The sequence below is a fragment of the Pseudomonas sp. 1L-B-1-E-C1 genome, from assembly GCF_057291835.1.
Genome location: NZ_JBXAWN010000015.1, coordinates 67884 through 93781 on the forward strand (window position 1 = coordinate 67884; position 25898 = coordinate 93781).

Sequence of the window (25898 nt, forward strand, 5' to 3'; positions counted from 1 at the left end):
GGAACGTCTCATTGCAGCAGGTACCGATCCATGGCCTGCTTGATGAACTCCTCGCTGATGACGCCTTCCTGAGCCAGAACCTGCAGGGCCAGCACCACGATCCAGCGCTCATCCACCCGGCCCATGGCGGACCCGATCGAGTCGGCACCAAGGGCCACGAAACGTGACTTCACATGTGCACCGATCTGCTCGGCGACATGCCGGGCATATCCGGTCACGGCCACCACCGGCCAGTCCTCGGTGTCCAGGCAGTCGAATAAATGCGCTGACCTGCGCGGCATCTGCGGATGCAGGCGATTCCAGCGGTGCGCATTGTCCGCATCGCGGGCCAGGCGGGTATAGCTGGGGCAGCTCCACAGTTCGCTGGCCACGCCCCAGTCCTCGCGCAGCAGCTGCGCCGCCGTCGTCACCGACTGCAAAGCCAGCCCCGCCCCGAGCAAGCGCACTTTAGGGCGCGCTGAATCGATATCGATGCTGCTGAGCCGGTACATGCCCTTGAAAGCCTCGCTGGCGCTGAGTCGGCTGACGGGAGCGATGAAGTCACTGGGTTCATCGTGAAGCGCCATGTAATAAAAACCGTCATTGCCTTCCACATACAAACTTTGCAAAGCCGCCAGGGTAATGGCCTGCGCCTCGGCACCGCTGGCGGGGTCAAAGGGCAGGCAGTGCGCGTTAGCGACCAGCCAGAGTGGCACCCAGGGATGAGCCCCCTTGGGCCAGCGTGAAGGCAAGGTTTCGATGTCATTGCACAGAATGCCGCGATGGGCCGATTCATTGGAAAGCGCACACAACTCGGCCGATGTCGCCGAAGTGGTCAGGTACAGCAGCGGTTTTTCACTGGCGCGAGCTGTGGCGCTCAAACGCAGGGGCCAGGCGCTGATTCGGGTGTGGGCATTTGCGCTCTGGCTTTGCTTGTTGGAGCGGATGACCCAGATATGCCTGGCCGTTCCTGGATCCCTTTCCAGGCGATTGGCGATATCGATCATGGTGAGCAGCGGCGAGGAAGAACCCGCAGTCTGCTGCGGTGAAACTGTGCGGATCTTATCGATGCAGGCCTGAGCGGCCAGGCTGGTTTCTGGCGTTTTAGTGAAGCTGGAAAACCCGATCATTCCACAATCTCCGTGCGTTCCGTCGTGCCTGCACCTTACTCAAGGCTTGAATGTGATTGCAAGTGCAACGAAGTTGAGTGCCGGCTGCAGGTGATTGACGGCCGACCTGCTCAGGGGGCTGACAGCCTCGACGCGCGCGTTTTGTGGGGGCAAAAAAAGGACCCGATGCCGGGTCCTTTCGTATGTTTAACCCGGTCACAAGCGACCGGGTTAGAACTGCGCATCAGAGCTTCGGCAACTGCCCGACACGCCCGATCATTTCCGTGACGATCTGCAGATCCAGCAGGAACTGCTCGACGGTTTTGAATTCGCCATCGGTGTGGCCGGTGTATTTGGCCTCAGGTCGCGCCAGGCCGAACTGCACGCCGTTCGGCAATTCGTGAACCGAAGTCGCGCCAGCGGAAGTACCGAATTCCGACTTCATGCCGAGGTTTTCGCTGGCCACGGCGAGCAGCGCCTTGACCCATTCACCCTCGGGATTGCGATACATCGGTTCGGCCACCGAGTAGTCGAAGGCCACTGCGACGTTGGTCTTCTTGCTCCAGGCGTCCAGCTTTTCGGCGATCTCAGCCTTGAGCTTTTCCGGGGATTTGCCCTTCGGCACCCGCAGGTTCACCGCCAGTTTGAAAGCTTTGTCGTCCTCGCCGACATAGGTCAGCGACGTGGTCAGGGGGCCCATGAACGAGTCGGAGAAGCCCACGCCGAGTTTTTTGCCCAGGTAATCCAGGCCCCAGTTGTCATCGGCATAACGCGCGGCATCGGTGAACTGGTTGTGCTTGAGCGCGACTTTGCCGTCCAGGCTGTTGATGAAACTCAGCATCCGTGCGACCGGGTTGACGCCGGACTCTGGTTCGGAGGAGTGCGCAGACACCCCGGTGACGGTCAGTTTGACGTCTTTGCCGTCAACCTTTGCAGCGACTTCGAAGTCGCCGCCGTTGGCTTTGGCATAGGCGTCGCCGGCTTTTTGCAGACTGGCGGCGAGCTCGGCAGGCTTGTCGGTTACCAGCGTGACCACCGAAGCGGACGGAATCTGGTTGGTGGCTTTGCCGCCAGTCATCGAAACGATTTCCGCGCCGTTGCCTTCGCCTTTGCGTTTGGCAAAGTTGGCCATGACAGTGCCGTAGCCTTTTTCAGCGATCACTACCGGATAACCGCCGTCCAGCGCCATGTTGTACTTCGGCGTCGGGTTGCGCTCGAAGTAGTAGGGAATGGCGTCGCCGCTGGTTTCTTCGGTGGTGTCGACCAGCAACTTGAAGTTACGCGCCAAGGGCAGCTTCTCGTCCTTGATCACTTTCATGGCGTACAACGCGACGACGATAGCGTTTTTGTCGTCTTCGGTGCCGCGACCGTACATGCGATCGCCAATCAGCGTGACCTTGAATGGGTCAAGCTTGGTGCCGTCTTTCAGCACCCAGTTTTCCGGGGTCACCGGTACCACATCGGCGTGCGCGTGAATGCCGACGACTTCGTCGCCTTTGCCGTCCAGAGAGATTTCGTAGACACGGTTATCGATGTTGCGGAATTTCAGGTTGAAGGATTCGGCGAGTTTTTGGATTTCGCCGGCAATCTTGATGAACTCCGGGTTGTCATGCTGCGCCACGCCGTCCTTGCGGAAGGTCGGGATCTCGACGAGTTGACGCAGGGTTTCCAGCGCGGCCTTGCCGTATTTCACTCGGGTGTAGATACCCAGCAGGCGATGGATTTCGTTCTGCTGTTCGGCGTTCAGGGTCTTGTTGTCGAGGAAGGCGCTGATGGACGGGTTGAGGTTATCCGTCTTGGCCAGGTCGTTTTTCGCCAGGCTGCCAAGAAAACTGCGGAAATCCGTCAAGCTCTTGCCGTCGAAGGATTTCAGGATTGCTGTGCTTTGCTCGGCAGTGATGTTGGCTTGCGCGGCGCTGGTGAACGAGGCGAGGCTGGCCATGACCAGCGTGGCGGCGGCCAGTTTTTTCAGGGAAAAGAGCATGGAACAGGCATTCCTTTGCGAAGGGTTGGAGGAAATAATTCTGACGCTTGCGACAGAAACATTTTGCAACCTAACACTGTGGGCGGGTGAAGAGGGAGTCCCAAACTTGATCTGTCGCACAGAAATGCAAAAGAGGCGCACAAATGAAAAAGTCCCGGCGGGTGATGCCGGGACTTTTTTGTAAGGGTTACATCGACAGCATCAAGCGTCCGGCAAACAGAATCAGGATGACGCCCATGCTGCGCTCGAACCAGTGTCCGAGGCGCATGAACAGCAGGCGCACTTTGTTGCTGGAGAAAAACAGCGCGACGATCACAAACCATAGCGCGTTGACGAAGCACATCCACAACCCATAGAACGCCTGGATCTGCAGCGGTGTGCTCGCGCTGATGATCGTGGTGAAGATAGCCAGGAAAAACAGCGTGGCTTTGGGGTTGGTCGCATTGGTCAGAAAACCGGTGCTGAATGCTTTGAGCAGTGACTGTTCAACCAGCGGCTCATCAGCGTTTTTTTCGCCTTCGACGCTGGTCTTCGGTTTGCTGCGAATCAGGCTAACGCCCAGATAAAGGATGTAGGCACCGCCGACAACCTTGGCGACGGTGAGCAGCCAAGGCGTGGTGTGCATCAACGCACCGACGCCGAGCAGGGTGTACAGCACATGCACGGAAATCCCCGCGCCGATGCCTAGCGCGGTGCAGATGCCGACGAGGCGACCGAAGCGCACGCTCTGGCGGATGGTCACGGCGAAGTCCGGACCGGGTGCGACCACGGCGAGAAAGTGGATGGTGGCCAACGCTAGAAACTCGCCCAGGTAATTGGAAAACATGTCAGCTCCAGAAAGTCAGAGGGGAAGCATTGCCGCGATAGCCGACAAAGAACGACAGGCTCAAACGCGGATCCGCTACGCCCGGGGTCACCGAGTGCATGCGGCGCGAGTTGAACATGATGAAATCGCCTGGCTGCGGGCGTACTTCGAGCGCTGGCGGCCCCAGCAGCGACGGCTCGATGCCGTAACTGTCGCCACGCATTTCGTCGAACTGATCGGGGGTGATGTCGTCTTCCCACATCTGCAAAGCGCCACCTTCGGTGGGCATGTTCAGGTAGACGTTACAGGCAAATTGCGCTTCGAGGCTGCGCGCCTGAAAGCTCTCCGGGGCGTCCTTGGCGAAGATGTCGTGGTGGGCGAGAAAGCACACGCCGGGTTTGACCACCCGCGACAAGCCGACATACATCTTGCGCCCATAGAGGTTTTCCAGATGCGCACCGGCGGGCCAGGATTCGTCGAGCATGCAGCGCAGGGTGTCGATCGGTGAGGAGTAGGGCGCGCAGCGCTGGCGTAATTCGGCGATATTGCGGATGGCGCGTTCGAAGTAGTCCTCGATCAGCAGCGGCTGGTTTTCCGCCTCGTAAAAGGCCATGCCGATGCGGCCGATGCTCGGTGCGTTGATGTAGCCCTCAAAGCCCGGGGCGAGAATCTTGTCACCTATCTCGATCGCCAGCGGTTCGGGCAGAAAGCGTTTGACGCGGATGGCGAGGACTTCTTCGTTGGCCAGTTTTTTTATGCACGTCTCATCGAGACGCTCGACGTCTAGCATCATTTGTTTTAGGTCCATCTATCGATAGTCAACGGAACCGGCGATTGCGGCTCCCCGGCGGCGGACGCTGCGCGATGGCAACGTCCGAAATGCTCAATCCACGCTGTAGTGGACGGATAGCGTGCCCTTCTTCTGCGAAAGCGACGCGATCGTGACTGTGCCCAGATCCTTCAGGCTGCGTACATGGGTGCCACCGCAGCCATAGGCCGGCAGTTCACCAAAACTGATTTCCCGCGCGCCTTCGCGCAGGGAGGTCAGGCGCGGCAGATCGTGTTCGATCCACTGCTCGATGCCGGTTTGCACCCTTGGCACATCGACTTCTTCAGCGCCATCACCCGGCTTGAATTGCACCCGGCCTTCGTCCGGCCAGTGATGCGCCTTGATTGGCATCCAGCCCATGGCTTGAATGAAATGTCCGATCAAGTGCCCGGCCGAGTGCATGCGCGTGTTAAAGCGGCGGCGCTGTTCATCGATGCGGATAACGGTCATGCCCAACGGCACCGGTCGGTCGACGAAATGCACAATCCGCTCCGGCTCTTGCACCACTCGCGAGACCTGGCTTTCACCGATCCAGCCGGTATCGCAAGGCTGCCCGCCGCCCTGCGGATGGAACAAGGTGGCGCGCAGCACCACGGCGAATTCGTTGTCGTGTGGTGTGCAATCGAGGACTTCGACATTCGCCTTGAGGTCATCACTGTGAAAAAACAGGCGAAGCGTCATATTCAATGCCCTGATCGAAGTTCTGTTTTTATTATATGAATCGTGCAATAACGTGATAATCCATTCGAACATCAAAGGACTTGTGCGTTGTGAGCATCAATCTTCCGCTGCCGCTGCTGGGTGAAATGGCAATTTTCGTCAAGGTTGTCGAGACCGGCAGCTTCTCTGAAGCGGCCCGGCAGATGGGGTCGTCTCCCTCAGCGGTCAGCCGTAGCATTTCCCGCCTGGAGAAGGCCTTGGCCACGCGCTTGCTGCAGCGCACCACGCGCAAACTGCGCTTGAGCGATGGCGGCGAAGAGGTGTTCAAGCGTTGCCAGGAAATGGTCAGCGCGGCCAGGTCGGTGATGGAAATCAGCGGCCAGTTCACCCACGAAGCCGAAGGGCTGGTGCGGGTCAGCGTGCCCAAAGCGGTAGGGCGCTTTGTGATTCATCCGCACATGCCGGAGTTTCTGCGGCGTTACCCCAAGGTCGATGTCGAATTGCTGTTGGAGGATCGTCAGGTCGATCTGATCGATGATCACGTTGATCTGGCGATTCGTATCACTGATCGGCCGCCGGCCGGTCTGGTCGGGCGGCAGTTGCTGACGATCGATCATTTGCTCTGCGCCACGCCGCAATACCTGGCCGAACATGGCACGCCGACGCATCCTCACGACTTGCTCAATCACAGTTGTATTTATCTGGGTGAAACGCCGAGCGATGCGCGCTGGAAATTCAAGAAGGGCAGCAAGGCTGTGACGGTCGGTGTGCGCGGGCGCTATGCGGCCAATCACACGGGCGTGCGGCTGGGGGCGGTGTTGCAGCATATCGGCATTGGCAGTCTGCCGTATTTCACCGCGCGTTATGCGTTGGAGCAGAAGCTGATTGTGCAGGTGCTGCCGGAGTGGACGTTTCTGGCTTCCTATCATGGTGGGTTGTGGTTGTTGCATTCGCCGACGCGGTATTTGCCGCCGAAGTTGCGGGTGTTTATTGATTATCTGGTGGAGTGTTTGCAGAAGGAGCCGACGTTGGGCAGGCCCGGGAAGTCGGTGGGCGGGAGCAATGTGGCTGTGGCTTATGAGCTGCCGGAGAGTGAGGGGTTGCTTTGAAGTTTTGGGTGTATATCCGTTGCTTCGGGTGTTGCTGATGGCGGTTTCGCCCTTACGGCGAGTCACTTTTTCAGACGCCAAAAAGTAACCAAAACGCTTGCTCCTGCGTTCGGCCCTCGCAGGCTCGGGTTCCTTCGCTGCGGGATCGATCCGGGCGCAGCGGCTCCGGTTTGCTTCGCTGCACCTCCTTCCGCTGTGTACGACTGCGTCGTACGGTCGCTGCGCTCCCACGCCCGGATCAATCCCCCCGCTCAGCCTTCCGACGTCGCCCGTGGATCAAGATCAAAAGCACTCGAGCTAACGCTCATTGTTGAGTGGTGAAAAGCGTGTGGTCTGCTTTGGATCTGTGGTGGATTCGCCCCTCACCCCAGCCCTCTCCCGAGGGAGAGGGGGCCGGCTTGTGGGTTGTTCATAATCTGCATTCGACTCGGTAATTCCAGGTCGGCGTACCTCATCCAAACAGCGCGGTCAGTCCCCTCTCCCTCCGGGAGAGGGCTAGGGTGAGGGGCCTTTGATCTTGTGCATATTTGCATTCAACTCGATATCCCGGGCCGGCGTACTTCGCCCAATCACCCCGATCAGTCCCCTCTCCCTCCGGGAGAGGGCTAGGGTCAGGGGGCTTTTGATCTTGAAAAAAAGCCCGCATGGAATCTCCAATGCGGGCCTTTGATTACCTGTCGAAAATCAGTGCTTGCTGTCCTGTGCGGACATGGCCAGCAGTTGTTTTTCCTGGTTCCAGTCGAACGGTTCGTCGTTCTGTTCGGCTTCGTAGCGGCGTTCTTCGAGGGCCTGGTACAGGTCGATTTCTTCGTCGGAGAGGTAGTGCAGGCAGTCGCCGGCGAAGAACCACAGCAGGTCGCGGGGGATCAGGTGGGCGATTTGCGGGTAGCGGCTGATGACTTGGGTGAGGATGTCCTGACCCAGGTACTGGCTTTCGATAGGGTCGATCGGCAGGGAGGCCAGCAGTTCGTCGAAGCGCTCGAGGAACAGGGCATGGCTTTCTTCGGGCACTTGTTCGGCCTCACCTACGGCGACCAGGATACTGCGCAGGTGGTCGAGCAACACGAGATGATCGGCAACGACGTTGGACACGAGATAAGTCCTCAAGAGCAAAACGGGCGCGGGAGTATAAAGCTCTCGCGCCGTTTTTTCACAAAAACCGGGATCAGCGGACTTTGCCCGCTGCCTGGGTCAGTTCCTCTTTGTCGAAGTCATCGACGTCGATCACCTTGCGGCGGGCCGCTTCGGCGTCGCGCAGGCTTTGCGCTTCGACGGCTTGCAGCACACCGGCTTCCAGCGCGGCATCGATGGCGTGCTCGCCTGCTGCCGGTTTGACCTGGCCGCTTTTCAGTGCGATGTGCAGTTTTTTGTGCAGCGGTTGCGCAGCGTTAAGCAGGTCGCTGGCATGCTGCAGCGCGCCCACTGCATCGTCCGCCGATTGCGGGCGGTAGCAGCCGGCGAGCAGTTCTTCCAGTGCCGGATCGCCTTTGGCACGACCGATGACGGCAGCAACTTCGGCGCCAAGTTTGTCCGACGGGCCTTTGTGACGGCGGCCGAACGGGAACACGATAACCCGCAGCAGGCAGCCGAAGACCTTGTTCGGGAAGTTGCTCAGCAGTTCATCCAGCGCGCGCTCCGATTGGCCAAGGCTTTCTTCCATGGCCCAGCGGAACAGCGGTTCCATGTAGGCCGGCGAATCCAGGTCGTGATAACGCTTGAGCGCGGCGGAGGCCAGATACAGGTTGCTCAGCACATCGCCGAGCCGCGCCGACAGGCGTTCGCGACGTTTCAGTTCGCCACCCAGAAGCATCATGCTGAAGTCGGCAAGCATGGCGAATGCGGCAGCCTGACGGTTGAGCGCGCGGAAGTAGCCTTGGCTGATCCTGTCGCCCGGTGCATGTTCGAAGTGACCGAGCCCGAGGTTCAGCACCAATGTACTGGCGGCATTACTGACGGCGAAGCCGATGTGCTTGAGCAGCAGGCCATCGAACTCCTTGAGTGCCTGTTCCTTGTCCGCACGACCAGCCAAGGCCATTTCCTTGAGTACGAACGGATGGCAGCGGATTGCGCCCTGACCGAAGATCATCAGGTTGCGTGACAGGATGTTTGCGCCTTCGACGGTAATGAAGATCGGAGCGCCGTTCCAGCTGCGGCCGAGGTAGTTGTTCGGCCCCATGATGATCGCTTTGCCGCCATGCACATCCATGGCGTGGCTGATGCATTCGCGGCCGCGTTCGGTGAGGTGATATTTGAGGATCGCCGACAGTACCGACGGCTTTTCACCAAGATCCACTGCGTTAGCGGTAAGCATGCGGGCGGCGTCCATCATCCACGCGTTGCCGCCGATGCGCGCCATGGCTTCTTGGATGCCTTCGAACGCCGACAGCGGCACATTGAACTGTTCACGAATCTGCGCGTACTGGCCGGTCACCAGACTGGTGAACTTGGCCGCGCCGGTACCCACCGCCGGCAGCGAGATCGAACGCCCGACCGACAGGCAGTTCATCAGCATCATCCAGCCTTTGCCGAGCATTTCCTGACCACCGATGAGGTAGTCCAGCGGAATGAACACGTCCTTGCCGGAGTTCGGCCCGTTCATGAATGCGGCGCCCAGCGGCAGGTGGCGACGACCGATTTCCACGCCGGCGGTATCGGTCGGGATCAGCGCCAGACTGATACCGAGATCTTCCTCTTCACCGAGCAGGTGATCCGGGTCGTAGGCTTTGAATGCCAGACCGAGCAGGGTGGCGACTGGGCCGAGGGTGATGTAGCGCTTTTCCCAGTTCAGACGCAGGCCGATGACTTCTTCACCTTGCCACTGGCCTTTGCAAATGATCCCGGTGTCGGGCATCGCGCCCGCGTCGGAACCGGCCAGCGGTCCGGTGAGGGCGAAGCACGGGATATCGTCGCCACGGGCCAGGCGCGGCAGGTAGTGATTGCGTTGTTCGTCAGTGCCGTAATGCAGAAGTAATTCGGCCGGGCCGAGGGAATTCGGGACCATCACGGTGGATGCGAGGTCGCCGCTGCGAGTGGCGAGTTTCATTGCCACTTGCGAGTGGGCATAGGCAGAGAAGCCTTTGCCGCCGAATTCCTTGGGAATGATCAGGGCGAAGAAGCCGTGTTCCTTGATGTGCGTCCAGGCCTCGGGCGGCAGGTCCATCGACTGGCCGATCTGCCAGTCGCTGACCATCGCGCAGAGTTCTTCGGTCGGGCCATCGATGAAGGCTTGTTCTTCTTCGCTCAACTGCACCTTGGGATAGGAGAGTAATTTGTCCCAATCAGGACGGCCGCTGAACAGCTCGCCGTCCCACCACACGGTGCCGGCATCGATCGCGTCGCGTTCGGTCTGCGACATCGGCGGCAGGGTTTTCTGAAACCAGTTGAACAGCGGCGCGGTGAAGTGTTTGCGGCGCAGGTCAGGCAGCAACAATGGCGCGGCGACAACCGCAAGCAAGACCCAGAAGATTAACAGCAGCCAGCCCGGCGCATGACTGAAAATCCCCATCGCCACCAGATAGGCAGCAACGATGCCCAACGCGGGCAGCGGGGCGATGCGTCGATGGGCGAGATACGCCACGCCGACGATCAAAACCAGTATCCACAACAACAGCATATTCAGTCCTCCGTGAACCAAGGCAAATCGACCCTCCAGAGCTTAGACGGCATCTGTAAATCCGGGTGGTCAGAGCATGGTGATTGAAATCGTGGGAAACCCCGGATGGTTTTCGTAGGTTCGGTGGGCAACCCGTGTGGGAAATCGTTCGTTGCTGCGCAGCTTTGCTTTCAGGTTTGGCCGAAACGTCGTTATCTCTGTGCTCAGGCTGTCGCTAGACTCGTGGCTTACCCAGGAGATCGCCGTCATGCACGAGTATCTGAGCCCCGGCCGCTTCATCGATAGTGACCACCCGGCAGTGGTGGAGTTCGCCGAGCAGCATCGCGGCGCCAGCAATGATCCGCGTGAGCAGGCGATCAGTCTTTATTACGCCGTGCGCGAGGCGGTGCGCTACAACCCCTACACCTTCAGCCGTGATCCGCAAACCTTGCGCGGCAGTTACGCACTGACAGCGGGGCAGAGTTACTGCGTGCCGAAAGCCACGCTGCTCGCCGGTTGCGCGCGGCATTGCGGGATCCCGGCGCGCATCGGTCTGGCCGATGTGCGCAATCATCTGTCGACGCCGCGTCTGCTCGAGTTGCTCAAAAGCGATGTGTTTGCCATGCATGGCTACACCGAGCTGTTTCTCGATGGCCGCTGGGTCAAGGCGACGCCGGCGTTCAACCAGCAACTGTGCGAATTGTTCAACGTCGCCGCGCTGGAATTCGACGGGGTCCACGACAGCGTTTTCCACCCGTTCAACCGTGACGGCGCGCAGTTGATGGAGTACCTGCTTGATCACGGCCAGTTCACCGATGTGCCGGAAACTTTCTTCTTCGAGCACCTGCAAAAGTGCTATCCGCATCTGTTCAGTGAGCAGCTGCCGGTCTTGCTGGGCGATATGCAGACGGATTTGAGTCGCACCTGATCCGGCGTATGCTGGCCGTCCACTCATGTGCAAAGAGGCGGTCATGCTGAAGATCTGGGGACGGAAAAATTCATCGAACGTCAGAAAGCCCCTGTGGGCTGCCGAGGAGCTGAGCCTGGCTTACGAGGCCATCGATGCCGGGGGCGCGTTCGGTGTGGTCGACACCCCCGAGTACCGCGCAATGAACCCGAATGGCCGGGTGCCGGTGATCGAGGATGACGGTTTCGTGCTGTGGGAATCCAACGCAATCGTTCGCTATCTGCTGGCCAGACATGCACCGGGCAGCGCCTGGTATCCGGCGGATGCGCAAGCCCGCGCCACGGCGGACAAGTGGATGGACTGGACCACTTCCAGTTTCGCCGGGCCGTTTCGCACGGTGTTCTGGGGTGTGCTGCGCACGCCTGCGGAGAAGCAGGACTGGAAGGCGATCAACGCCGCGATCAAGGAATGCGATGAATTGCTGAACATGGCCGACCATGCCTTGATCAGCCAGCCTTATCTCTCCGGCAATGACATCGGCATGGGCGACATTCCGCTGGGCAGCTTCATTTATGCCTGGTTCGAAATGCCCATCGAGCGCGCCCCGCAACCCCATCTGCAAGCCTGGTATGAACGTTTGAAGCAGCGTCCGGCCTATCAGAAAGCGGTCATGACCGCGTTGACTTGATAATTACTATCGACACACTTGACTGTACTTGTGCGGCGGCGGCAAGCACCATTGCGAACTTGCGCCGCGGTTGTTTCCCTCGCCGCCCGCCCTTATTTATTCCTTTCCTTCCTTCTTGGTGCGTAAATCCGATATGAGTTCCGCTCTGTCCATCCGGCAGCTAACCAAAACCTACGGCAACGGGTTCCAGGCCTTGAGTGGTATCGATCTGGACGTCGCCGAAGGTGACTTTTTCGCCTTGCTCGGCCCCAACGGCGCCGGCAAATCCACGACCATCGGCATCCTCTCGACCCTGGTCAACAAGACCAGCGGCACGGTGAATATCTTCGGCCACGATCTGGACAAGAACCCGGCGGCGCTCAAGCGCTCGATCGGTGTGGTGCCCCAGGAATTCAACTTCAACCAGTTCGAGAAGACCTTCGACATCGTCGTGACTCAGGCTGGCTACTACGGCATTCCGGCGAAAGTCGCCAAGGAGCGCGCCGAGCAGTACCTGACCCAGCTCGGCCTGTGGGACAAGCGCGATGTGCCGTCGCGTTCACTGTCCGGCGGCATGAAACGTCGCTTGATGATTGCCCGCGCACTGGTGCACGAACCGCGTTTGCTGATCCTCGATGAGCCGACTGCGGGCGTCGACATTGAGCTGCGCCGTTCGATGTGGACCTTCCTCACCGAGCTGAATCAGAAAGGCATCACCATCATTCTGACCACGCATTATCTGGAAGAGGCCGAGCAGTTGTGCCGCAACATCGGCATCATCGACCACGGCACCATCGTCGAAAACACCAGCATGAAACAGTTGCTGGGCCAGTTGCACGTGGAAACCTTTTTGCTGGATCTGAAAAACGATCTGCATGCGGCGCCGCAATTGCTCGGTTACCCCGCCCGGTTGCTCGACAGCCATACCCTGGAAGTCCAGGTCGACAAATCCATGGGCATTACGGCGCTGTTCACCCAGTTGGCGCAGCAGAACATCGAAGTGCTGAGCCTGCGTAACAAAACCAATCGCCTCGAGGAGTTGTTCGTGTCCCTGGTGGAGAAAAATCTGTCGAAGGTGGCGGTATGAGTTCCGAATTCGGTCCCAACCTGGTCGCCCTGCAAACCATCGTCTACCGCGAGGTCAAACGCTTCATGCGGATCTGGCCGCAGACGCTGCTGCCGCCGGCGATCACCATGGTTCTGTACTTCGTGATCTTCGGCAACCTGATCGGCCGGCAGATCGGCGACATGGGCGGCTTCACCTACATGGAGTACATCGTGCCGGGCCTGATCATGATGTCGGTGATCACCAACTCTTACGGCAACGTGGTTTCGAGCTTCTTTGGCAGCAAGTTCCAGCGTTCGATCGAAGAGCTGATGGTCTCACCGGTGTCCCCGCACACGATCCTCATCGGCTTCACCATTGGTGGCGTATTGCGCGGTCTGGCGGTGGGTCTGATCGTGACGATTCTGTCGCTGTTCTTCACCGATTTGCAGGTCCATCACCTCGGCGTGACCATTCTGGTGGTGGTGCTGACCGCGACGATCTTCTCGCTGCTGGGCTTCATCAACGCGGTGTTCGCGCGCAACTTCGATGATATTTCGATCATTCCGACCTTTGTGCTGACCCCGCTGACCTACCTGGGCGGCGTGTTCTATTCGATCACTTTGCTGCCACCGTTCTGGCAGACCGTGTCGCTGGCCAACCCGGTGCTGCACATGGTCAACGCCTTCCGCTACGGCATCCTCGGGGTCTCGGATATTCGCATCGGCATCGCCATCACCTTCATGCTGGTGGCGACAGTGGTGCTGTATCTCGGCTGTGCGCGGTTGCTGGTGAGTGGGCGCGGGATGCGTACCTGAAGCACGCGATATCGTGTAGGAGCTGCCGAAGGCTGCGATCTTTTGATCTTGATCTTTTGTAGCAACATCAAAAGATCGCAGCCTTCGGCAGCTCCTACAGTCGACGTCCGACAAAAAAACGGCCTCCTATCGCGGAGGCCGTTTTGCATTCACTTCTGCCGACTTTGCCTGCGCCGCCGCCATTGCCGCGCCACCCACCAGCGCCAGTACAGCATCACCAGGAAGTAGGCGAGGATGCCCAGCACCAGGCCGACGACCACCGAGCCCAGCAGAAACGGTTGCCACAACGTCGACAATTCGCCGCTGATCCATTCCCAGGTCAACTCGTCCGGCAGATGCCGCGCCGGCACATCCATCAGGAACGCCCCGGCCTGATAGGTGCAGAAAAACACCGCCGGCATGGTGATCGGGTTGGTCAGCCAGACCAGACTTACCGCGATCGGCATGTTGCCGCGCACCATCACCGCCAACGCCGCCGCGACCAGCATTTGCGCGGGGATCGGCAAGAACGCCGCGAACAGGCCGACCGCCATCGCCCGGGCCACCGAGTGGCGGTTGAGGTGCCAGAGGTTCGGGTCATGCAGCAACTTGCCGAGAAAGCGTAAGGATTTGTGTTCCCTGATGCTCGTCGGGTCGGGCATGTAACGTTTGAATAAGCGCCGGGGCATAAGGCTTCTCGGTCGGTTAAGGCGGCAAGTATGTCTGGATTCTACGAACCGCCCATTCAGACTTTGTGACAATTGTTGACGACGGTGGTGCCGCATACCCGCTATGCCTAGGGAGGGGACTCTCAAGGACGGGCATATGCGCACAGGGATGATGGCGCTGGCAGTCGGTCTGCTGGCCCCGGTTTTTTTGCCGGCCTTGCCGCCGGTCGGTTGCTTGGTGGTACTGCCGGTGGTGGCGCTGATGCTCTTGCCGTTTCGCAGCTATCCACTGGCATTTTTGCTGTTTGGCTTCACGTGGGCCTGCATCGGCGCGCAGTGGGCCTTGAATGATCGTTTGCCGCCGAACCTGGATGGCGAAACCCGCTGGCTCGAAGGGCGCGTGGTCGGCTTGCCGCAGCACGGCGACGGTGTGGTGCGTTTCGAGCTGGCCGATGCACACTCACGGCACGAGAAACTGCCGTCGCTGCTGCGCCTGGCCTGGTTTGCCGGGCCGCCGGTCAACAGCGGCGAACGCTGGCGCCTGGCGGTGAAGTTGAAGCGTCCGAGTGGCTTGCTCAACCCTGACGCCTTCGATTACGAGGCCTGGCTGCTCGCCCAGCGCATCGGTGCGACCGGTACGATCAAGGATGGCCAGCGTCTGGCTGAGGCCCGACAGGCCTGGCGCGACGGTGTCCGTCAGCGCCTGCTAGCCGCCGATGCGCAGGGACGGGAGGGCGCGTTGGCGGCGCTGGTGCTCGGTGATGGCTCCGGGCTCAGTCGCGAGGACTGGCAGGTACTGCAAGACACCGGCACCGTGCATTTGCTGGTGATTTCCGGCCAGCACATCGGTTTGCTCGCCGCGGTGATGTATCTGCTGGTCGCCGGGCTTGCGCGGTGCGGTTTGTGGCCGTTGCGCTGGCCATGGCTGCCCTGGGCATGCGGCCTGGCCTTTGCGGCGGCGCTGGGTTATGGCTTGCTTGCCGGTTTCGATGTGCCGGTGCAGCGCGCCTGCGTAATGGTGGCTCTGGTGCTGTTGTGGCGCCTGCGTTTTCGCAATCTCGGCGCGTGGTGGCCGTTGTTGTTGGCGTTCAACGGCGTACTGCTATTTGATCCGTTGGCCAGTTTGCGTCCCGGTTTCTGGCTGTCTTTCGCGGCGGTGGCGGTACTGATTTTTACTTTCGGTGGGCGGTTGGGCGCCTGGCGCTGGTGGCAGACCTGGACCCGCGCGCAGTGGCTGATCGCGATTGGTTTGTGTCCGGTGTTGCTGGCGCTCAGCCTGCCGATCAGCGTCAGTGGCCCCGTGGCGAATCTGTTGGCGGTGCCGTGGGTAAGCCTCGTGGTGCTGCCACCGGCACTGCTTGGAACATTATTGCTGCCTGTGCCTTATGTTGGCGAAGGGTTGTTGTGGCTGGCCGGTGGTTTGATCGACTGGCTGTTTACCGGGCTGGCGCTGATTGCCGGGCAATGGCCGGCGTGGATACCTGCCGCCATTCCATTGTGGGCGCTGGCCCTGGGTGGCCTCGGCGCCTTGTTATTGCTGTTGCCCCGTGGTGTGCCGCTGCGTCCATTGGGCTGGCCGCTGATGTTGCTGTTGGTGTTGCCGCCCCGAGAGCGAATAGAAGAAGGGCGAGCCGATGTCTGGCAACTCGACGTCGGCCAGGGCCTGGCCATCCTTGTCCGTACTCGTCATCACGCGTTGCTCTATGACGCCGGGCCGCGTTTCGGCGAGTTCGATCTTGGCGAGCGGGTGGTGCTGCCAGCGCTGCGCAAACTGAATGTCCAAGCACTCGACCTGATGCTGCTCAGCCATGCCGACGCCGATCACGCTGGCGGCGCCGGGGCGGTGATGCGTGGATTGAACGTGCACCGAATCGTCAGTGGCGACCCGCCAAACCTGCCTCCGGAGTTGAGCGCCGAAGCCTGCGCAAGTGGCGAACAGTGGCAGTGGGATGGCGTGCAGTTCCAGCTCTGGCAATGGTCGGCGGCCGATGACAGCAACCAGCGCTCCTGTGTCTTGCAGATCGAAGCCAACGGCGAGCGCCTGCTGCTCACCGGCGACATCGACATTCACGCCGAGCGCGTTCTGCTCGACAGCCCAGTGGCGGTGCCGACGCAATGGCTGCAATCGCCGCATCACGGCAGTCGCAGTTCATCATCGATGGCCCTGCTCAAAACCTTGCAGCCGGAAGCGGTGCTGATCTCCCGCGGCCACGGCAACTCCTTCGGTCACCCGCATCCGACCGTACTTGCGCGCTACCGCAAGCAAGGCCTGCGCATCTATGACAGCGCCGAACACGGCGCCATCTTTCTGCAACTGGGCAGCTTCAAACCGCCGTGGACGATGCGTCACCAGCGGCGTTTCTGGCGCGAGCCGCCGGCGCCCGGCCGTTGATCGGTGCCAGCATGAGTGCCACCTCACGGTCGTCGGGGCGGCGGGTCTTAATCGCGGATCGGTATGGTAAAGTGGCGCACTTTTTCGAGGGGACTGTCACTGTGTGGGAATTGGTCAAATCCGGCGGCTGGATGATGTTGCCGATCATTCTGAGTTCCATCGCGGCCATGGCGATCGTCGCCGAGCGCCTGTGGACACTGCGCGCCAGTCGCGTCACCCCCGAGCATCTGCTGGGTCAGGTCTGGGTCTGGATCAAGGACAAGCAGCTCAACAAGGAAAAACTCAAGGAATTGCGCGCCAACTCGCCGCTGGGGGAAATCCTCGCCGCGGGCCTCGCCAACTCCAAGCATGGTCGCGAGATCATGAAGGAGTGCATCGAAGAGGCTGCTGCGCGGGTCATTCATGAACTCGAACGCTATGTCAACGCGTTGGGCACCATCGCCGCGATGTCGCCGTTGCTCGGTCTGCTCGGCACGGTGCTGGGCATGATCGACATTTTCAGTGCCTTCACCGGTTCCGGCATGACCACCAATGCCTCGGTCCTGGCCGGCGGTATTTCCAAGGCGCTGATCACCACGGCGGCGGGCCTGATGGTCGGTATTCCGGCGGTGTTCTTCCACCGTTTCCTGCAACGCCGTATCGATGAGCTGGTGGTCGGCATGGAACAGGAAGCGATCAAACTGGTGGAAGTGGTGCAGGGCGACCGTGATGTCGATCTGGCCGAGGGCCGCGCGTGAAATTCCGTCGCAAGCCTCGGGAAACCATCGATATCAACCTCGCGTCGCTGATCGACGTGGTGTTCATTCTGCTGCTGTTTTTCGTGGTCACTACCACCTTCACCCGTGAAACCCAGTTGCGCGTGGATTTGCCGGAAGCAGTCAGCGGTTCGCCGGCCGAGGATCAGCAAGTCAAACAACTGGACGTCGCGATCAGCGCCGAAGGCGTGTTCTCGGTGAATAACAGGATTCTGCCGAAGAATGATCTGCCGACACTGATGGAAGCCATGCAGAAAGAATCCAACGGTGATACCAGCATGCCGTTGTCGATCAGTGCCGATGGCAAGGCCCAGCATCAATCGGTGATCACCGCCATGGACGCGGCCGGCAAGCTCGGTTTCAGCCATCTGCGCATGACCACGGTCGAGGCGGCGCCGAAATCCTGATGAGCCTCTCCGATCGCCTGCTCGCCGCGTGGTATCAGGGGCACCCGGCCCTGACGCTGCTGAGACCGCTGGAAATGTTGTATCGCCGTGTGGTGATCAACAAACGTCAGCGCTTTCTCGATGGTGAGGGTGAAATTTATCAGTCGCCGGTGCCGTTGATTGTGGTCGGCAATATCACCGTCGGCGGCACCGGCAAGACACCGATGATTCTCTGGCTGATTGAGCATTGCCGACGCCGTGGACTGCGTGTCGGTGTGGTCAGTCGCGGCTATGGCGCCAAGCCGCCGCACCTGCCGTGGCGCGTCGAGGCTGCGCACAGCGCCGAGGTTGCCGGTGACGAGCCGTTGCTGATTGTCCAGCGCACCGGCGTGCCACTGATGATCGACCCTGATCGCAGCGCCGCCGTCAAAGCCTTGATCGCCAGTGAGCCATTGGACCTGATCCTGTCCGACGATGGCATGCAGCATTACCGCCTCGCGCGGGATCTGGAACTGGTGCTGATCGATGCCGCGCGCGGGCTGGGCAACCAGCACTGTCTGCCGGCCGGGCCGTTGCGTGAGCCGGTCGAGCGCCTGCAAAGTGTCGATGGCGTGCTGTTCAACGGTGCCTTGGCTGATCGCGACGATGGGTTTGCCTTTCGCCTGCAACCCACCGCGCTGGTCAATCTGCGCAGTGGCGAACGTCAGTCGCTCGAGCATTTTTCGCCCGGCCAGGCGCTGCACGCGGTAGCCGGGATCGGCAATCCACAACGTTTCTTCAATACCCTCGAAGCGCTAGACTGGCGCCCAGTCCCGCACGCGTTCGCCGATCACGCCGAGTACAGCGTGCAGGCCTTGAATTTCACCCCGTCATTGCCCTTGGTGATGACCGAAAAGGACGCGGTGAAGTGCCGTGCCTTCGCTGCTGCCGACTGGTGGTATCTGGCGGTCGATGCGCTGCCGTCGCCGGCCTTCGTGGCCTGGTTCGACACGCAGCTGATGCGCCTGTTGCCGGATCGTCTGTTGCCTTAACTGTTTTTATTTCTGGGAATGTTCATGGACACCAAACTGCTCGACATCCTTGCTTGCCCCGTGTGCAAAGGCCCGCTCAAGCTCAGCGCCGACAAGACCGAACTGATCAGCAAGGGCGCCGGCCTGGCCTACCCGATCCGCGACGGCATTCCGGTGATGCTGGAAAGCGAAGCGCGCACCCTGACCACCGACGAGCGCCTGGATAAATGACCACAGCCTTCACCGTTGTCATCCCGTCGCGTTTCGCCTCGACCCGTCTGCCGGGCAAGCCGTTGCTGGATATCGCCGGCAAGCCGATGATCCAGCATGTCTGGGAACAGGCGAGCAAAAGCAGCGCGACCCGCGTCGTGGTTGCTACCGATGACGCGCGCATCGTCGAGGCGTGCAACAGCTTTGGCGCCGAAGTGGTGCTGACCCGTGAAGATCACAATTCCGGCACTGATCGTCTGGCCGAAGTCGCGGCGAAACTCGGTCTTGCGCCTGATGCGATCGTGGTTAACGTGCAAGGCGATGAGCCGTTGATTCCGCCGAGCGTGATCGATCAGGTCGCCGCCAACCTTGCTGCCCATACCGAAGCGCGCATGGCCACGCTGGCCGAGCCGATCGAAGATGTGGAAACCCTGTTCAACCCCAACGTTGTGAAGGTTTCCAGCGACATCAACGGTCTGGCCCTGACGTTCAGTCGTGCAACCTTGCCGTGGGCTCGCGATGCGTTCGCCAAGAGCCGTGAGCAACTGCCGGAAGGCGTGCCCTATCGCCGCCACATCGGTATTTATGCCTACCGTGCCGGGTTCCTCCACGACTTCGTGAGCTGGGGCCCATGCTGGCTGGAAAACACCGAATCCCTTGAGCAACTGCGTGCCCTGTGGCACGGCGTGCGCATTCATGTGGCTGACGCGCTGATCGCGCCGCCGACCGGCGTCGACACCGTCGAAGACCTTGAGCGGGTTCGTCGCCTGCTGGGGGCCTGATGCGCGTTCTGTTTGTGTGCCTGGGCAACATCTGCCGTTCGCCCACCGCCGAAGGCGTGTTGCGCCACAAGTTGCGCGAAGCCGGATTGGCGGACGTGGTCGAAGTGGCCTCCGCCGGCACCGGTGACTGGCACGTCGGCAACCCGCCGGACAAGCGCAGCCAGGCCGCGGCGAAACTGCGCGGTTATGACCTGTCGACGCAACGCGCGCAGCAGGTCAGCCGGGCGGATTTCGCCAGCTACGACCTGATCCTCGCCATGGACAACAGCAACCTGCGCAACCTCAAGGCCTTGCAACCGTCTACTGGCAAGGCCGAGCTGGACCTGTTCCTGCGCCGTTATGCCGGGCTGGTCGATGAAGTGCCGGATCCGTATTACGACGGCGATCAGGGTTTCGAGCAGGTGCTCGATCTGATCGAAGCGGCCTGCGATCAACTGCTGATCGAAGTGAAGGGGCGCTTATGAGTTTGCAGGTCCAACCGCAGGTATCACTAAAAGCCTTCAACACTTTTGGCGTCGATGTGCGTGCGCAGCTGTTTGCCGAAGCCCACAGCGACGACGACGTCCGCGAGGCGCTGGCCTATGGCGCGTCCCATGACGTGCCGTTACTGGTGATCGGCGGCGGCAGCAACTTGCTGCTGACGGCGGATATTCCGGCGTTGGTGTTGCGCATGGCCACTCGCGGCATTCGCGTGCTCAGCGACGATGGCAGTCACGTGGTTGTCGAGGCGGAAGCGGGCGAGCCATGGCACCCGTTCGTCCAGCACACGCTGGCCCAGGGTCTGGCCGGGCTGGAAAACCTCAGCCTGATTCCCGGCACCGTCGGCGCCGCGCCGATGCAGAACATCGGTGCCTATGGCGTCGAGATCAAAGACGTGTTTGCCGGCCTGACCGCGCTGGACCGCGAGAGCGGCGAGCTGCGTGATTTCAGCCTGGAAGAATGCAACTTCGGCTACCGCGACAGCCTGTTCAAGCAGCAGCCGGGACGTTGGCTGATCCTGCGGGTGCGCTTCAAGCTCGATCGCGCCGCCCATCTGCATCTGGAATACGGCCCGGTGCGTCAGCGCCTGAGCGAGCAGGGCATCGAGCAGCCGACGCCCACTGACGTCAGCCGCGCAATCTGCAGCATCCGCAGCGAAAAACTCCCGGACCCGGCGGTGCTCGGCAACGCCGGCAGCTTCTTCAAGAATCCGCTGGTGCCGGCCGCGGTGGTCACGCAGATCAAAACGCAGCACCCGGATCTGGTGGCTTACCCGCAAGCGGACGGGCAGATGAAACTGGCCGCTGGCTGGCTGATCGAGCGCGCCGGCTGGAAGGGTTTCCGCGACGGCGATGCTGGCGTGCACAAGTTGCAGGCGCTGGTGCTGGTCAACTACGGCACGGCCACCGGCCTGCAACTGCTCGACCTGGCGCAACGTATCCAGAAAGACATCACCGAGCGCTTCCATGTCGAACTGGAAATGGAGCCCAACAGGTATTGAGGCTACGCTTGCCTGACGTCAACCAAAGCCCTGCACTGATGAAAAAGTGCAGGGCTTTTTTGTTAATGCTGGGTTAACTTAGCGACCTAACGATACCTACCATTTGCTCCACCCAAAGGCCCGGTGCAGACGTTCCCGTCGGCGCAAGAGAGCCTGATTAGCCTGAGTCGATCTGCGCGAACCCACCGCTGATTTTCCGGCGGCAGATTGCTCGACCCCATAACCACTAAAAAATATGCGGGCGTGCCCATGATTACCCTGAAACTCAACGGTCAAGACTACTCCCTCGATGTCACCGAAGACATGCCGCTGTTGTGGGCGATTCGTGACGTCGCCGGTTACAACGGCACCAAGTTCGGTTGCGGCATGGGCCTGTGCGGCGCCTGCACCATCCACATCGACGGCTTGCCGGCACGCAGTTGCATCACCCCGATCGGCTCGGTGATCGGCCAGAACGTCACCACCATCGATAACCTCCACGCCGATCCGGTGGGTAAGGTCGTTCAGCAAGCCTGGCTCGACAGCGCGGTCGCGCAATGCGGTTATTGCCAGGGCGGGCAGATCATGTCTGCCACCGCTCTGCTGAAAACCAACCCCAACCCGAGCGACGAGCAGATCGAAGAGGCCATGGTCGGCAACATCTGCCGCTGCGGCACCTACAACCGGATCAAAACCGCGATCCGCCAGGCCTCCACGCACCTGAAGGAGGTGAAGGCATGAGCCGCGTCCCGAATGATTTCGCCCTGAGCAACCTCAGCCGCCGTGGCTTTCTCAAAGGCGTCGGCGCCACCAGCGCGCTGGTTCTCGCCGCGAGCTGGGGCTGGCAGGATGCGCTGGCCGATAACGCGGCGAAGAAGTTCGGCGCCGACGGCATGCCCAATGGCTGGATCGACGACCCCAAGGTCTACGTGAGCATCGCCGCCGATGGCAGCGTCACCGTGGTGTGCAACCGTTCGGAAATGGGTCAGGGTGTGCGCACCAGTCTGAGCATGGTCGTTGCCGATGAACTAGAGGCCGATTGGGCGCAGGTCAAAGTGCAACAGGCGCCGGGTGACGAAGTGCGCTTCGGCAACCAGGACACCGACGGTTCGCGCAGCATGCGTCACTGGTACGAACCGATGCGTCGTTGCGGCGCGGCCGCGCGGACCATGCTCGAGCAGGCTGCCGCTGTGCAATGGAAAGTGCCGGTCGGCGAATGCCATGCGCAGTTGCACAAGGTCATTCACAAACCGTCCGGCCGCGAGCTGGGGTATGGCGAGCTTGCCGCTGCGGCCAGTGCGTTGGCAGTACCGGCGCGTGACAGCCTGCGTCTCAAGCAGCCGTCGGAATTTCGCTACATCGGTAAGGAAGGCACCAAGGCCATCGACGGTGCCGATATCGTCAATGGCCGCGCGGTGTACGGCGCCGACGTGCATTTCGACGGCATGCTCTACGCCACCATCGCTCGCCCGGCGGTGTATGGCGGCAAGGTCAAAAGCCTCGATGACAGCGCCGCACTGAAAGTCCCCGGCGTGCTAAAAGTCATTCAGATCGAAGGCCGGCCATTGCCGTCGGAGTTTCAGCCGCTGGGCGGCGTCGCTGTTGTCGCCAGCAATACCTGGGCGGCGATCAAGGGCCGCGAGGCGCTGAAGATCGAGTGGGACGACGGCCCTAACGCCAGTTACGACTCGATTGCCTATCGCAAGGAACTTGAAGCCGCGTCGCTGACAGCCGGCAAAGTGGTGCGCAACACCGGTGACATCGACAAGGCCTTGAGCAGCGCTGCCAGCACCCTCGAAGCCTCGTACTACCTGCCGCATCTGGCGCAGGCACCGATGGAACCGATGGTCGCCATTGCGCGGTTCAAGGACGGCGTGTGCGAAGCCTGGGCGCCGAGTCAGGCACCGCAGGTCACCCGTGAGCGCATCGCCGAGCGCCTGGGCGTACCGTTCGAAAAGGTCACTTTCAACGTGACGCTGCTGGGCGGTGGTTTCGGGCGCAAGTCGAAACCGGACTTCGTCGTTGAAGCGGCGATTCTCGCCAAGGAATTTCCGGGCAAGGCTGTACGGGTGCAGTGGACGCGTGAAGACGACATCCACAACTCGTATTTCCACACCGTCTCGGCGGAATACCTGAAGGCCGGCATCGATAAGAACGGCATGCCGTCCGGTTGGCTGCATCGCACCGTGGCGCCAAGCATCACTGCACTGTTTGCGCCGGACATGAACCATGAAGCAGCGTTCGAGCTGGGCATGGGCTTTACCAATATGGCCTACGCGATTCCCAGCGTGCGTCTGGAAAACCCTGAAGCCAAGGTGCACACGCGGGTCGGCTGGTATCGCTCGGTGTCGAACATTCCCCATGGCTTTGCGATTCAGAGTTTCGTTGATGAACTGGCGCACAAGGCCGGTGAAGATCCGCTCAAGTACCAGATCAAATTGCTCGGGCCGGATCGGCAGATCGATCCACGCACCTTGAGCGAAGAGTGGAACTACGGCGAATCGCCCGAGCGTTATCCGATCGACACCGGGCGCATACGCACGGTGCTGGAAACAGCCGCCAAGGCTGCCGGTTGGGGACGCAAACTGCCCAAGGGCCGCGGCCTCGGTCTGGCGGTGCATTACAGCTTCGTCACCTATGTGGCGGCGGTGATCGAAGTCGAGGTCAAGGACGACGGTTCGCTGATCGTGCACAAGGCCGACATCGCCGTGGACTGCGGGCCGCAGATCAACCCTGAGCGCATCCGTTCGCAGTTCGAAGGCGCGTGCGTCATGGGCCTGGGCAATGCCGTGCTCGGTGAAATCAGCTTCAAGGACGGCAAGGTGCAGCAGGACAACTTCCATATGTACGAAGTCGCGCGCATGTCGCTGGCGCCGAAGGAAGTCGCCGTGCATCTGGTCACGCCGCCGGGTGACGTGCCGTTGGGTGGCGTTGGTGAGCCGGGTGTGCCGCCGATCGCTCCGGCGCTGTGCAATGCGATCTTCGCCGCCACCGGCAAGCGTATCCGCAATCTGCCAGTGCGTTATCAGTTGCAAGGCTGGCAGAAGGCGGAGGCGTAATGGACAGCGTCGATCTCAACGTCCTGCGCAGCGTCCTCGAATGGCGCCGCGCCGGGCAGCGGGTGGTGCTGTTCAGTGTGGTGCAGACCTGGGGCACCGCGCCGCGCTCGCCCGGGGCCATGCTCGCCTTGCGCGAGGACGGCGTGGTGATCGGTTCGGTTTCGGGCGGCTGTGTCGAGGATGACTTGATCGCGCGGCTGCACGACGGCCGTATCGCCACCGATGGCCCGCCGGTGCAGATGATTACTTACGGCGTGACCCGCGAGGAGGCCGCGCGTTTCGGCCTGCCATGCGGTGGCACGCTGCGGCTGACCGAAGAGCGCGTCGGCGACCCGGCGTGGGTGGCCGAGTTGCTGCAGCGTTGCGAAAACCATGAAATCGTTGCCCGGGAACTGAACATTGAAACCGGCGAGGTGCTGTTAACTCCGGCGACTAAATCCGACTCACTGGTGTTCGACGGCAAAGTCCTGCGAGCGATTTATGGGCCGCGTTGGCGCCTGTTGTTGATCGGCGCCGGGCAGTTGTCGCGCTACGTCGCCGACATGGCGCGGCTGCTGGATTTCGAAGTGCTGATCTGCGATCCGCGCAGCGAGTTCGTCTACGGCTGGGAAGAGCAGCACGGCCGTTTCGTTCCCGGCATGCCGGACGAAGCGGTGCTGAACATCCAGACCGACGAGCGCACGGCGATTGTTGCCTTGACCCACGATCCTCGGCTGGACGACATGGCGTTGCTCACCGCGCTCGACTCGCCGGCGTTCTACGTCGGCGCGCTGGGCTCGCGGGTCAACAGCCAGAAGCGCCGGGAAAACCTCGCTCAGCTAGGCTTGTCGCAAACATCGATTGATCGCCTGCACGGGCCGATCGGCCTGCACATCGGCAGTCATTCGCCAGCGGAGATCGCTTTGTCGTTGCTGGCGGAAATTGTCGCGATTAAGAACGGTGTAGAGCTGAAACAGAAGAAACCGCTGGAGGGTGCATGAGCCAATCCATCGCAGTGATCGTGCTGGCAGCGGGCGAGGGCAAGCGCTTTCGCCAGATCGCCGGCCCCGACAAAGACAAATTGCTCGCTGACTGCACCGGGCGTGACGGCGCGGTGCGCTCGGTGATCGAGCAGGTGCTGGTCAATCTGCCGGCCAGTCTCGACAAGCGCGTACTGGTCACGACCGAAGCGCGACCGCAGGCGATGCGCATGGCTCAGGCCTACGGCTGCGACGTGGTGTCGATCGAGTCGACCGGCATGGGCGACAGCATTGCCGCAGGTGTTGCGGCCAGTGCTGATGCGGATGGCTGGTTGATTGTGCTGGGAGATATGCCGTTTATCTTGCCGTCGAGTATAGAAAGAGTGGTCGCGGCGCTGGCTGATGATGCGGTAAGCGTGCCGGTCCTGAACGGCGAGTTTGGCCATCCGGTGGGGTTTGGCCGTGGGTTTGGCGCGCAGTTGCAGGCATTGACTGGCGACAAGGGCGCCCGGCCGTTGTTTGCGCAGGGTCGGGTGGTGGAAGTGGCGGTGGATGATCCCGGGGTGTTGTGGGATATCGATGTGCCAGAGGCTTTGGTTTTCAAATAACAGCAAAATCAAAAGATCGCAGCCTTCGGCAGCTCCTACATTTATCTGTGTAGGAGCTGCCGAAGGCTGCGATCTTTTGATCTGATAAACAGACAATAAAAAGCCCCGCCAGGCTTTCACCAGGCGG

The 25898-nt window shown here is 60.9% G+C and carries 25 protein-coding genes; 17 read left to right on the forward strand and 8 right to left on the reverse strand.

Annotated features, from left to right (window positions below; genetic code table 11):
• Nucleotides 1-8 precede the first annotated feature (8 nt).
• From AC0Z4S_RS23760 to AC0Z4S_RS23780, 5 genes are all read right to left on the reverse strand, one after another.
• Nucleotides 9-1109 (reverse strand): transketolase-like TK C-terminal-containing protein, encoded by a 1101-nt coding sequence (locus tag AC0Z4S_RS23760; protein ID WP_485624804.1) that lies wholly within the window; start codon nt 1107-1109, stop codon nt 9-11.
• Nucleotides 1110-1332: 223 nt separating this feature from the next.
• Complete coding sequence (locus tag AC0Z4S_RS23765) at nt 1333-3072, reverse strand: dipeptidase (RefSeq protein ID WP_485624805.1); 1740 nt, start codon at nt 3070-3072, stop codon at nt 1333-1335.
• 187 nt (nt 3073-3259) lie between these two features.
• Nucleotides 3260-3898, reverse strand: a complete 639-nt coding sequence (locus tag AC0Z4S_RS23770; RefSeq protein WP_485624806.1) for a LysE family translocator — start codon at nt 3896-3898, stop codon at nt 3260-3262.
• 1 nt (nt 3899) lies between these two features.
• Nucleotides 3900-4670 (reverse strand): 2OG-Fe(II) oxygenase, encoded by a 771-nt coding sequence (locus tag AC0Z4S_RS23775; RefSeq protein ID WP_485624807.1) that lies wholly within the window; start codon nt 4668-4670, stop codon nt 3900-3902.
• A 90-nt stretch (nt 4671-4760) separates the two neighbouring features.
• A complete protein-coding gene (locus AC0Z4S_RS23780; RefSeq protein WP_253504386.1) occupies nt 4761-5387 on the reverse strand; it encodes an alanyl-tRNA editing protein in 627 nt (208 codons plus the stop codon).
• Nucleotides 5388-5476: 89 nt separating this feature from the next.
• Between AC0Z4S_RS23780 and AC0Z4S_RS23785 the strand changes: the two genes are divergently transcribed.
• On the forward strand, nt 5477-6475 hold the full coding sequence (locus tag AC0Z4S_RS23785; RefSeq protein WP_485624808.1) for a LysR family transcriptional regulator: 999 nt from the start codon (nt 5477-5479) through the stop codon (nt 6473-6475).
• A 684-nt stretch (nt 6476-7159) separates the two neighbouring features.
• Here AC0Z4S_RS23785 and AC0Z4S_RS23790 read toward each other — a convergent pair.
• Nucleotides 7160-7567: a PA2817 family protein gene (locus AC0Z4S_RS23790; RefSeq protein ID WP_039760212.1), complete on the reverse strand. Its 408-nt coding sequence runs from the start codon at nt 7565-7567 to the stop codon at nt 7160-7162.
• 73 nt (nt 7568-7640) lie between these two features.
• Nucleotides 7641-10088: an acyl-CoA dehydrogenase gene (locus AC0Z4S_RS23795; protein WP_485624809.1), complete on the reverse strand. Its 2448-nt coding sequence runs from the start codon at nt 10086-10088 to the stop codon at nt 7641-7643.
• A 247-nt stretch (nt 10089-10335) separates the two neighbouring features.
• Between AC0Z4S_RS23795 and AC0Z4S_RS23800 the strand changes: the two genes are divergently transcribed.
• The 4 genes from AC0Z4S_RS23800 (at nt 10336) to AC0Z4S_RS23815 (ending at nt 13504) form a co-directional block, all read left to right on the forward strand.
• The gene (locus AC0Z4S_RS23800; protein ID WP_485624810.1) at nt 10336-10995 is read left to right on the forward strand and encodes a transglutaminase-like domain-containing protein; all 660 of its coding nucleotides are present in this window, start codon (nt 10336-10338) and stop codon (nt 10993-10995) included.
• Between the two features lie 43 nt (nt 10996-11038).
• Nucleotides 11039-11662 (forward strand): glutathione S-transferase family protein, encoded by a 624-nt coding sequence (locus tag AC0Z4S_RS23805; RefSeq protein ID WP_485624811.1) that lies wholly within the window; start codon nt 11039-11041, stop codon nt 11660-11662.
• 133 nt (nt 11663-11795) lie between these two features.
• Nucleotides 11796-12728 (forward strand): ABC transporter ATP-binding protein, encoded by a 933-nt coding sequence (locus tag AC0Z4S_RS23810; protein ID WP_042610685.1) that lies wholly within the window; start codon nt 11796-11798, stop codon nt 12726-12728.
• Complete coding sequence (locus tag AC0Z4S_RS23815) at nt 12725-13504, forward strand: ABC transporter permease (protein WP_039760202.1); 780 nt, start codon at nt 12725-12727, stop codon at nt 13502-13504. Before AC0Z4S_RS23810 ends, AC0Z4S_RS23815 begins: the two co-directional genes overlap by 4 nt.
• Before the next feature lie 149 nt (nt 13505-13653).
• On the opposite strand, the gene AC0Z4S_RS23820 is transcribed toward AC0Z4S_RS23815, so the two are convergent.
• A complete protein-coding gene (locus tag AC0Z4S_RS23820; protein ID WP_485624812.1) occupies nt 13654-14172 on the reverse strand; it encodes a DUF2062 domain-containing protein in 519 nt (172 codons plus the stop codon).
• Between the two features lie 136 nt (nt 14173-14308).
• Between AC0Z4S_RS23820 and AC0Z4S_RS23825 the strand changes: the two genes are divergently transcribed.
• The 12 genes from AC0Z4S_RS23825 to AC0Z4S_RS23880 all read left to right on the forward strand — a co-directional run bounded on the left by AC0Z4S_RS23825 (nt 14309) and on the right by AC0Z4S_RS23880 (nt 25771).
• Nucleotides 14309-16543: a DNA internalization-related competence protein ComEC/Rec2 gene (locus AC0Z4S_RS23825; protein WP_485624813.1), complete on the forward strand. Its 2235-nt coding sequence runs from the start codon at nt 14309-14311 to the stop codon at nt 16541-16543.
• 101 nt (nt 16544-16644) lie between these two features.
• On the forward strand, nt 16645-17280 hold the full coding sequence (locus AC0Z4S_RS23830) for a MotA/TolQ/ExbB proton channel family protein (RefSeq protein WP_007908216.1): 636 nt from the start codon (nt 16645-16647) through the stop codon (nt 17278-17280).
• Nucleotides 17277-17705, forward strand: a complete 429-nt coding sequence (locus AC0Z4S_RS23835) for an ExbD/TolR family protein (RefSeq protein WP_042610688.1) — start codon at nt 17277-17279, stop codon at nt 17703-17705. Before AC0Z4S_RS23830 ends, AC0Z4S_RS23835 begins: the two co-directional genes overlap by 4 nt.
• Entirely contained in the window at nt 17705-18715 is a 1011-nt protein-coding gene (gene lpxK / locus AC0Z4S_RS23840) for a tetraacyldisaccharide 4'-kinase (RefSeq protein ID WP_485624814.1), read from the forward strand. The genes AC0Z4S_RS23835 and lpxK overlap by 1 nt, the downstream gene beginning before the upstream one ends.
• 24 nt (nt 18716-18739) lie before the next feature.
• The gene (locus AC0Z4S_RS23845) at nt 18740-18925 is read left to right on the forward strand and encodes a Trm112 family protein (RefSeq protein WP_003179363.1); all 186 of its coding nucleotides are present in this window, start codon (nt 18740-18742) and stop codon (nt 18923-18925) included.
• Nucleotides 18922-19686, forward strand: coding sequence for a 3-deoxy-manno-octulosonate cytidylyltransferase (gene kdsB / locus AC0Z4S_RS23850; RefSeq protein WP_253504366.1), 765 nt, complete (start codon nt 18922-18924; stop codon nt 19684-19686). The genes AC0Z4S_RS23845 and kdsB overlap by 4 nt, the downstream gene beginning before the upstream one ends.
• A complete protein-coding gene (locus AC0Z4S_RS23855; RefSeq protein ID WP_116658088.1) occupies nt 19686-20150 on the forward strand; it encodes a low molecular weight protein-tyrosine-phosphatase in 465 nt (154 codons plus the stop codon). Before kdsB ends, AC0Z4S_RS23855 begins: the two co-directional genes overlap by 1 nt.
• The gene (murB, locus tag AC0Z4S_RS23860) at nt 20147-21166 is read left to right on the forward strand and encodes a UDP-N-acetylmuramate dehydrogenase (RefSeq protein ID WP_485624815.1); all 1020 of its coding nucleotides are present in this window, start codon (nt 20147-20149) and stop codon (nt 21164-21166) included. The genes AC0Z4S_RS23855 and murB overlap by 4 nt, the downstream gene beginning before the upstream one ends.
• 249 nt (nt 21167-21415) lie before the next feature.
• Nucleotides 21416-21886, forward strand: coding sequence for a (2Fe-2S)-binding protein (locus AC0Z4S_RS23865; RefSeq protein WP_485624816.1), 471 nt, complete (start codon nt 21416-21418; stop codon nt 21884-21886).
• Complete coding sequence (locus tag AC0Z4S_RS23870; RefSeq protein WP_485624817.1) at nt 21883-24204, forward strand: xanthine dehydrogenase family protein molybdopterin-binding subunit; 2322 nt, start codon at nt 21883-21885, stop codon at nt 24202-24204. The genes AC0Z4S_RS23865 and AC0Z4S_RS23870 overlap by 4 nt, the downstream gene beginning before the upstream one ends.
• The gene (locus tag AC0Z4S_RS23875) at nt 24204-25184 is read left to right on the forward strand and encodes an XdhC family protein (protein WP_485624818.1); all 981 of its coding nucleotides are present in this window, start codon (nt 24204-24206) and stop codon (nt 25182-25184) included. Before AC0Z4S_RS23870 ends, AC0Z4S_RS23875 begins: the two co-directional genes overlap by 1 nt.
• The gene (locus tag AC0Z4S_RS23880) at nt 25181-25771 is read left to right on the forward strand and encodes a nucleotidyltransferase family protein (protein ID WP_485624819.1); all 591 of its coding nucleotides are present in this window, start codon (nt 25181-25183) and stop codon (nt 25769-25771) included. The genes AC0Z4S_RS23875 and AC0Z4S_RS23880 overlap by 4 nt, the downstream gene beginning before the upstream one ends.
• Nucleotides 25772-25898: the final 127 nt, after the last annotated feature.

Coding starts and splice junctions, on each gene's coding strand:
- AC0Z4S_RS23760 (WP_485624804.1), bottom strand. CDS start 1,109: ATGATCGGGTTTTCCAGCTTCACTAAAACGCCAGAAACCAGCCTGGCC.
- AC0Z4S_RS23765 (WP_485624805.1), bottom strand. CDS start 3,072: ATGCTCTTTTCCCTGAAAAAACTGGCCGCCGCCACGCTGGTCATGGCC.
- AC0Z4S_RS23770 (WP_485624806.1), bottom strand. CDS start 3,898: ATGTTTTCCAATTACCTGGGCGAGTTTCTAGCGTTGGCCACCATCCAC.
- AC0Z4S_RS23775 (WP_485624807.1), bottom strand. CDS start 4,670: ATGATGCTAGACGTCGAGCGTCTCGATGAGACGTGCATAAAAAAACTG.
- AC0Z4S_RS23780 (WP_253504386.1), bottom strand. CDS start 5,387: ATGACGCTTCGCCTGTTTTTTCACAGTGATGACCTCAAGGCGAATGTC.
- AC0Z4S_RS23795 (WP_485624809.1), bottom strand. CDS start 10,088: ATGCTGTTGTTGTGGATACTGGTTTTGATCGTCGGCGTGGCGTATCTC.
- AC0Z4S_RS23800 (WP_485624810.1), top strand. CDS start 10,336: ATGCACGAGTATCTGAGCCCCGGCCGCTTCATCGATAGTGACCACCCG.
- AC0Z4S_RS23805 (WP_485624811.1), top strand. CDS start 11,039: ATGCTGAAGATCTGGGGACGGAAAAATTCATCGAACGTCAGAAAGCCC.
- AC0Z4S_RS23810 (WP_042610685.1), top strand. CDS start 11,796: ATGAGTTCCGCTCTGTCCATCCGGCAGCTAACCAAAACCTACGGCAAC.
- AC0Z4S_RS23815 (WP_039760202.1), top strand. CDS start 12,725: ATGAGTTCCGAATTCGGTCCCAACCTGGTCGCCCTGCAAACCATCGTC.
- AC0Z4S_RS23820 (WP_485624812.1), bottom strand. CDS start 14,172: ATGCCCCGGCGCTTATTCAAACGTTACATGCCCGACCCGACGAGCATC.
- AC0Z4S_RS23825 (WP_485624813.1), top strand. CDS start 14,309: ATGCGCACAGGGATGATGGCGCTGGCAGTCGGTCTGCTGGCCCCGGTT.
- lpxK (WP_485624814.1), top strand. CDS start 17,705: ATGAGCCTCTCCGATCGCCTGCTCGCCGCGTGGTATCAGGGGCACCCG.
- AC0Z4S_RS23845 (WP_003179363.1), top strand. CDS start 18,740: ATGGACACCAAACTGCTCGACATCCTTGCTTGCCCCGTGTGCAAAGGC.
- kdsB (WP_253504366.1), top strand. CDS start 18,922: ATGACCACAGCCTTCACCGTTGTCATCCCGTCGCGTTTCGCCTCGACC.
- AC0Z4S_RS23855 (WP_116658088.1), top strand. CDS start 19,686: ATGCGCGTTCTGTTTGTGTGCCTGGGCAACATCTGCCGTTCGCCCACC.
- murB (WP_485624815.1), top strand. CDS start 20,147: ATGAGTTTGCAGGTCCAACCGCAGGTATCACTAAAAGCCTTCAACACT.
- AC0Z4S_RS23865 (WP_485624816.1), top strand. CDS start 21,416: ATGATTACCCTGAAACTCAACGGTCAAGACTACTCCCTCGATGTCACC.
- AC0Z4S_RS23870 (WP_485624817.1), top strand. CDS start 21,883: ATGAGCCGCGTCCCGAATGATTTCGCCCTGAGCAACCTCAGCCGCCGT.
- AC0Z4S_RS23875 (WP_485624818.1), top strand. CDS start 24,204: ATGGACAGCGTCGATCTCAACGTCCTGCGCAGCGTCCTCGAATGGCGC.
- AC0Z4S_RS23880 (WP_485624819.1), top strand. CDS start 25,181: ATGAGCCAATCCATCGCAGTGATCGTGCTGGCAGCGGGCGAGGGCAAG.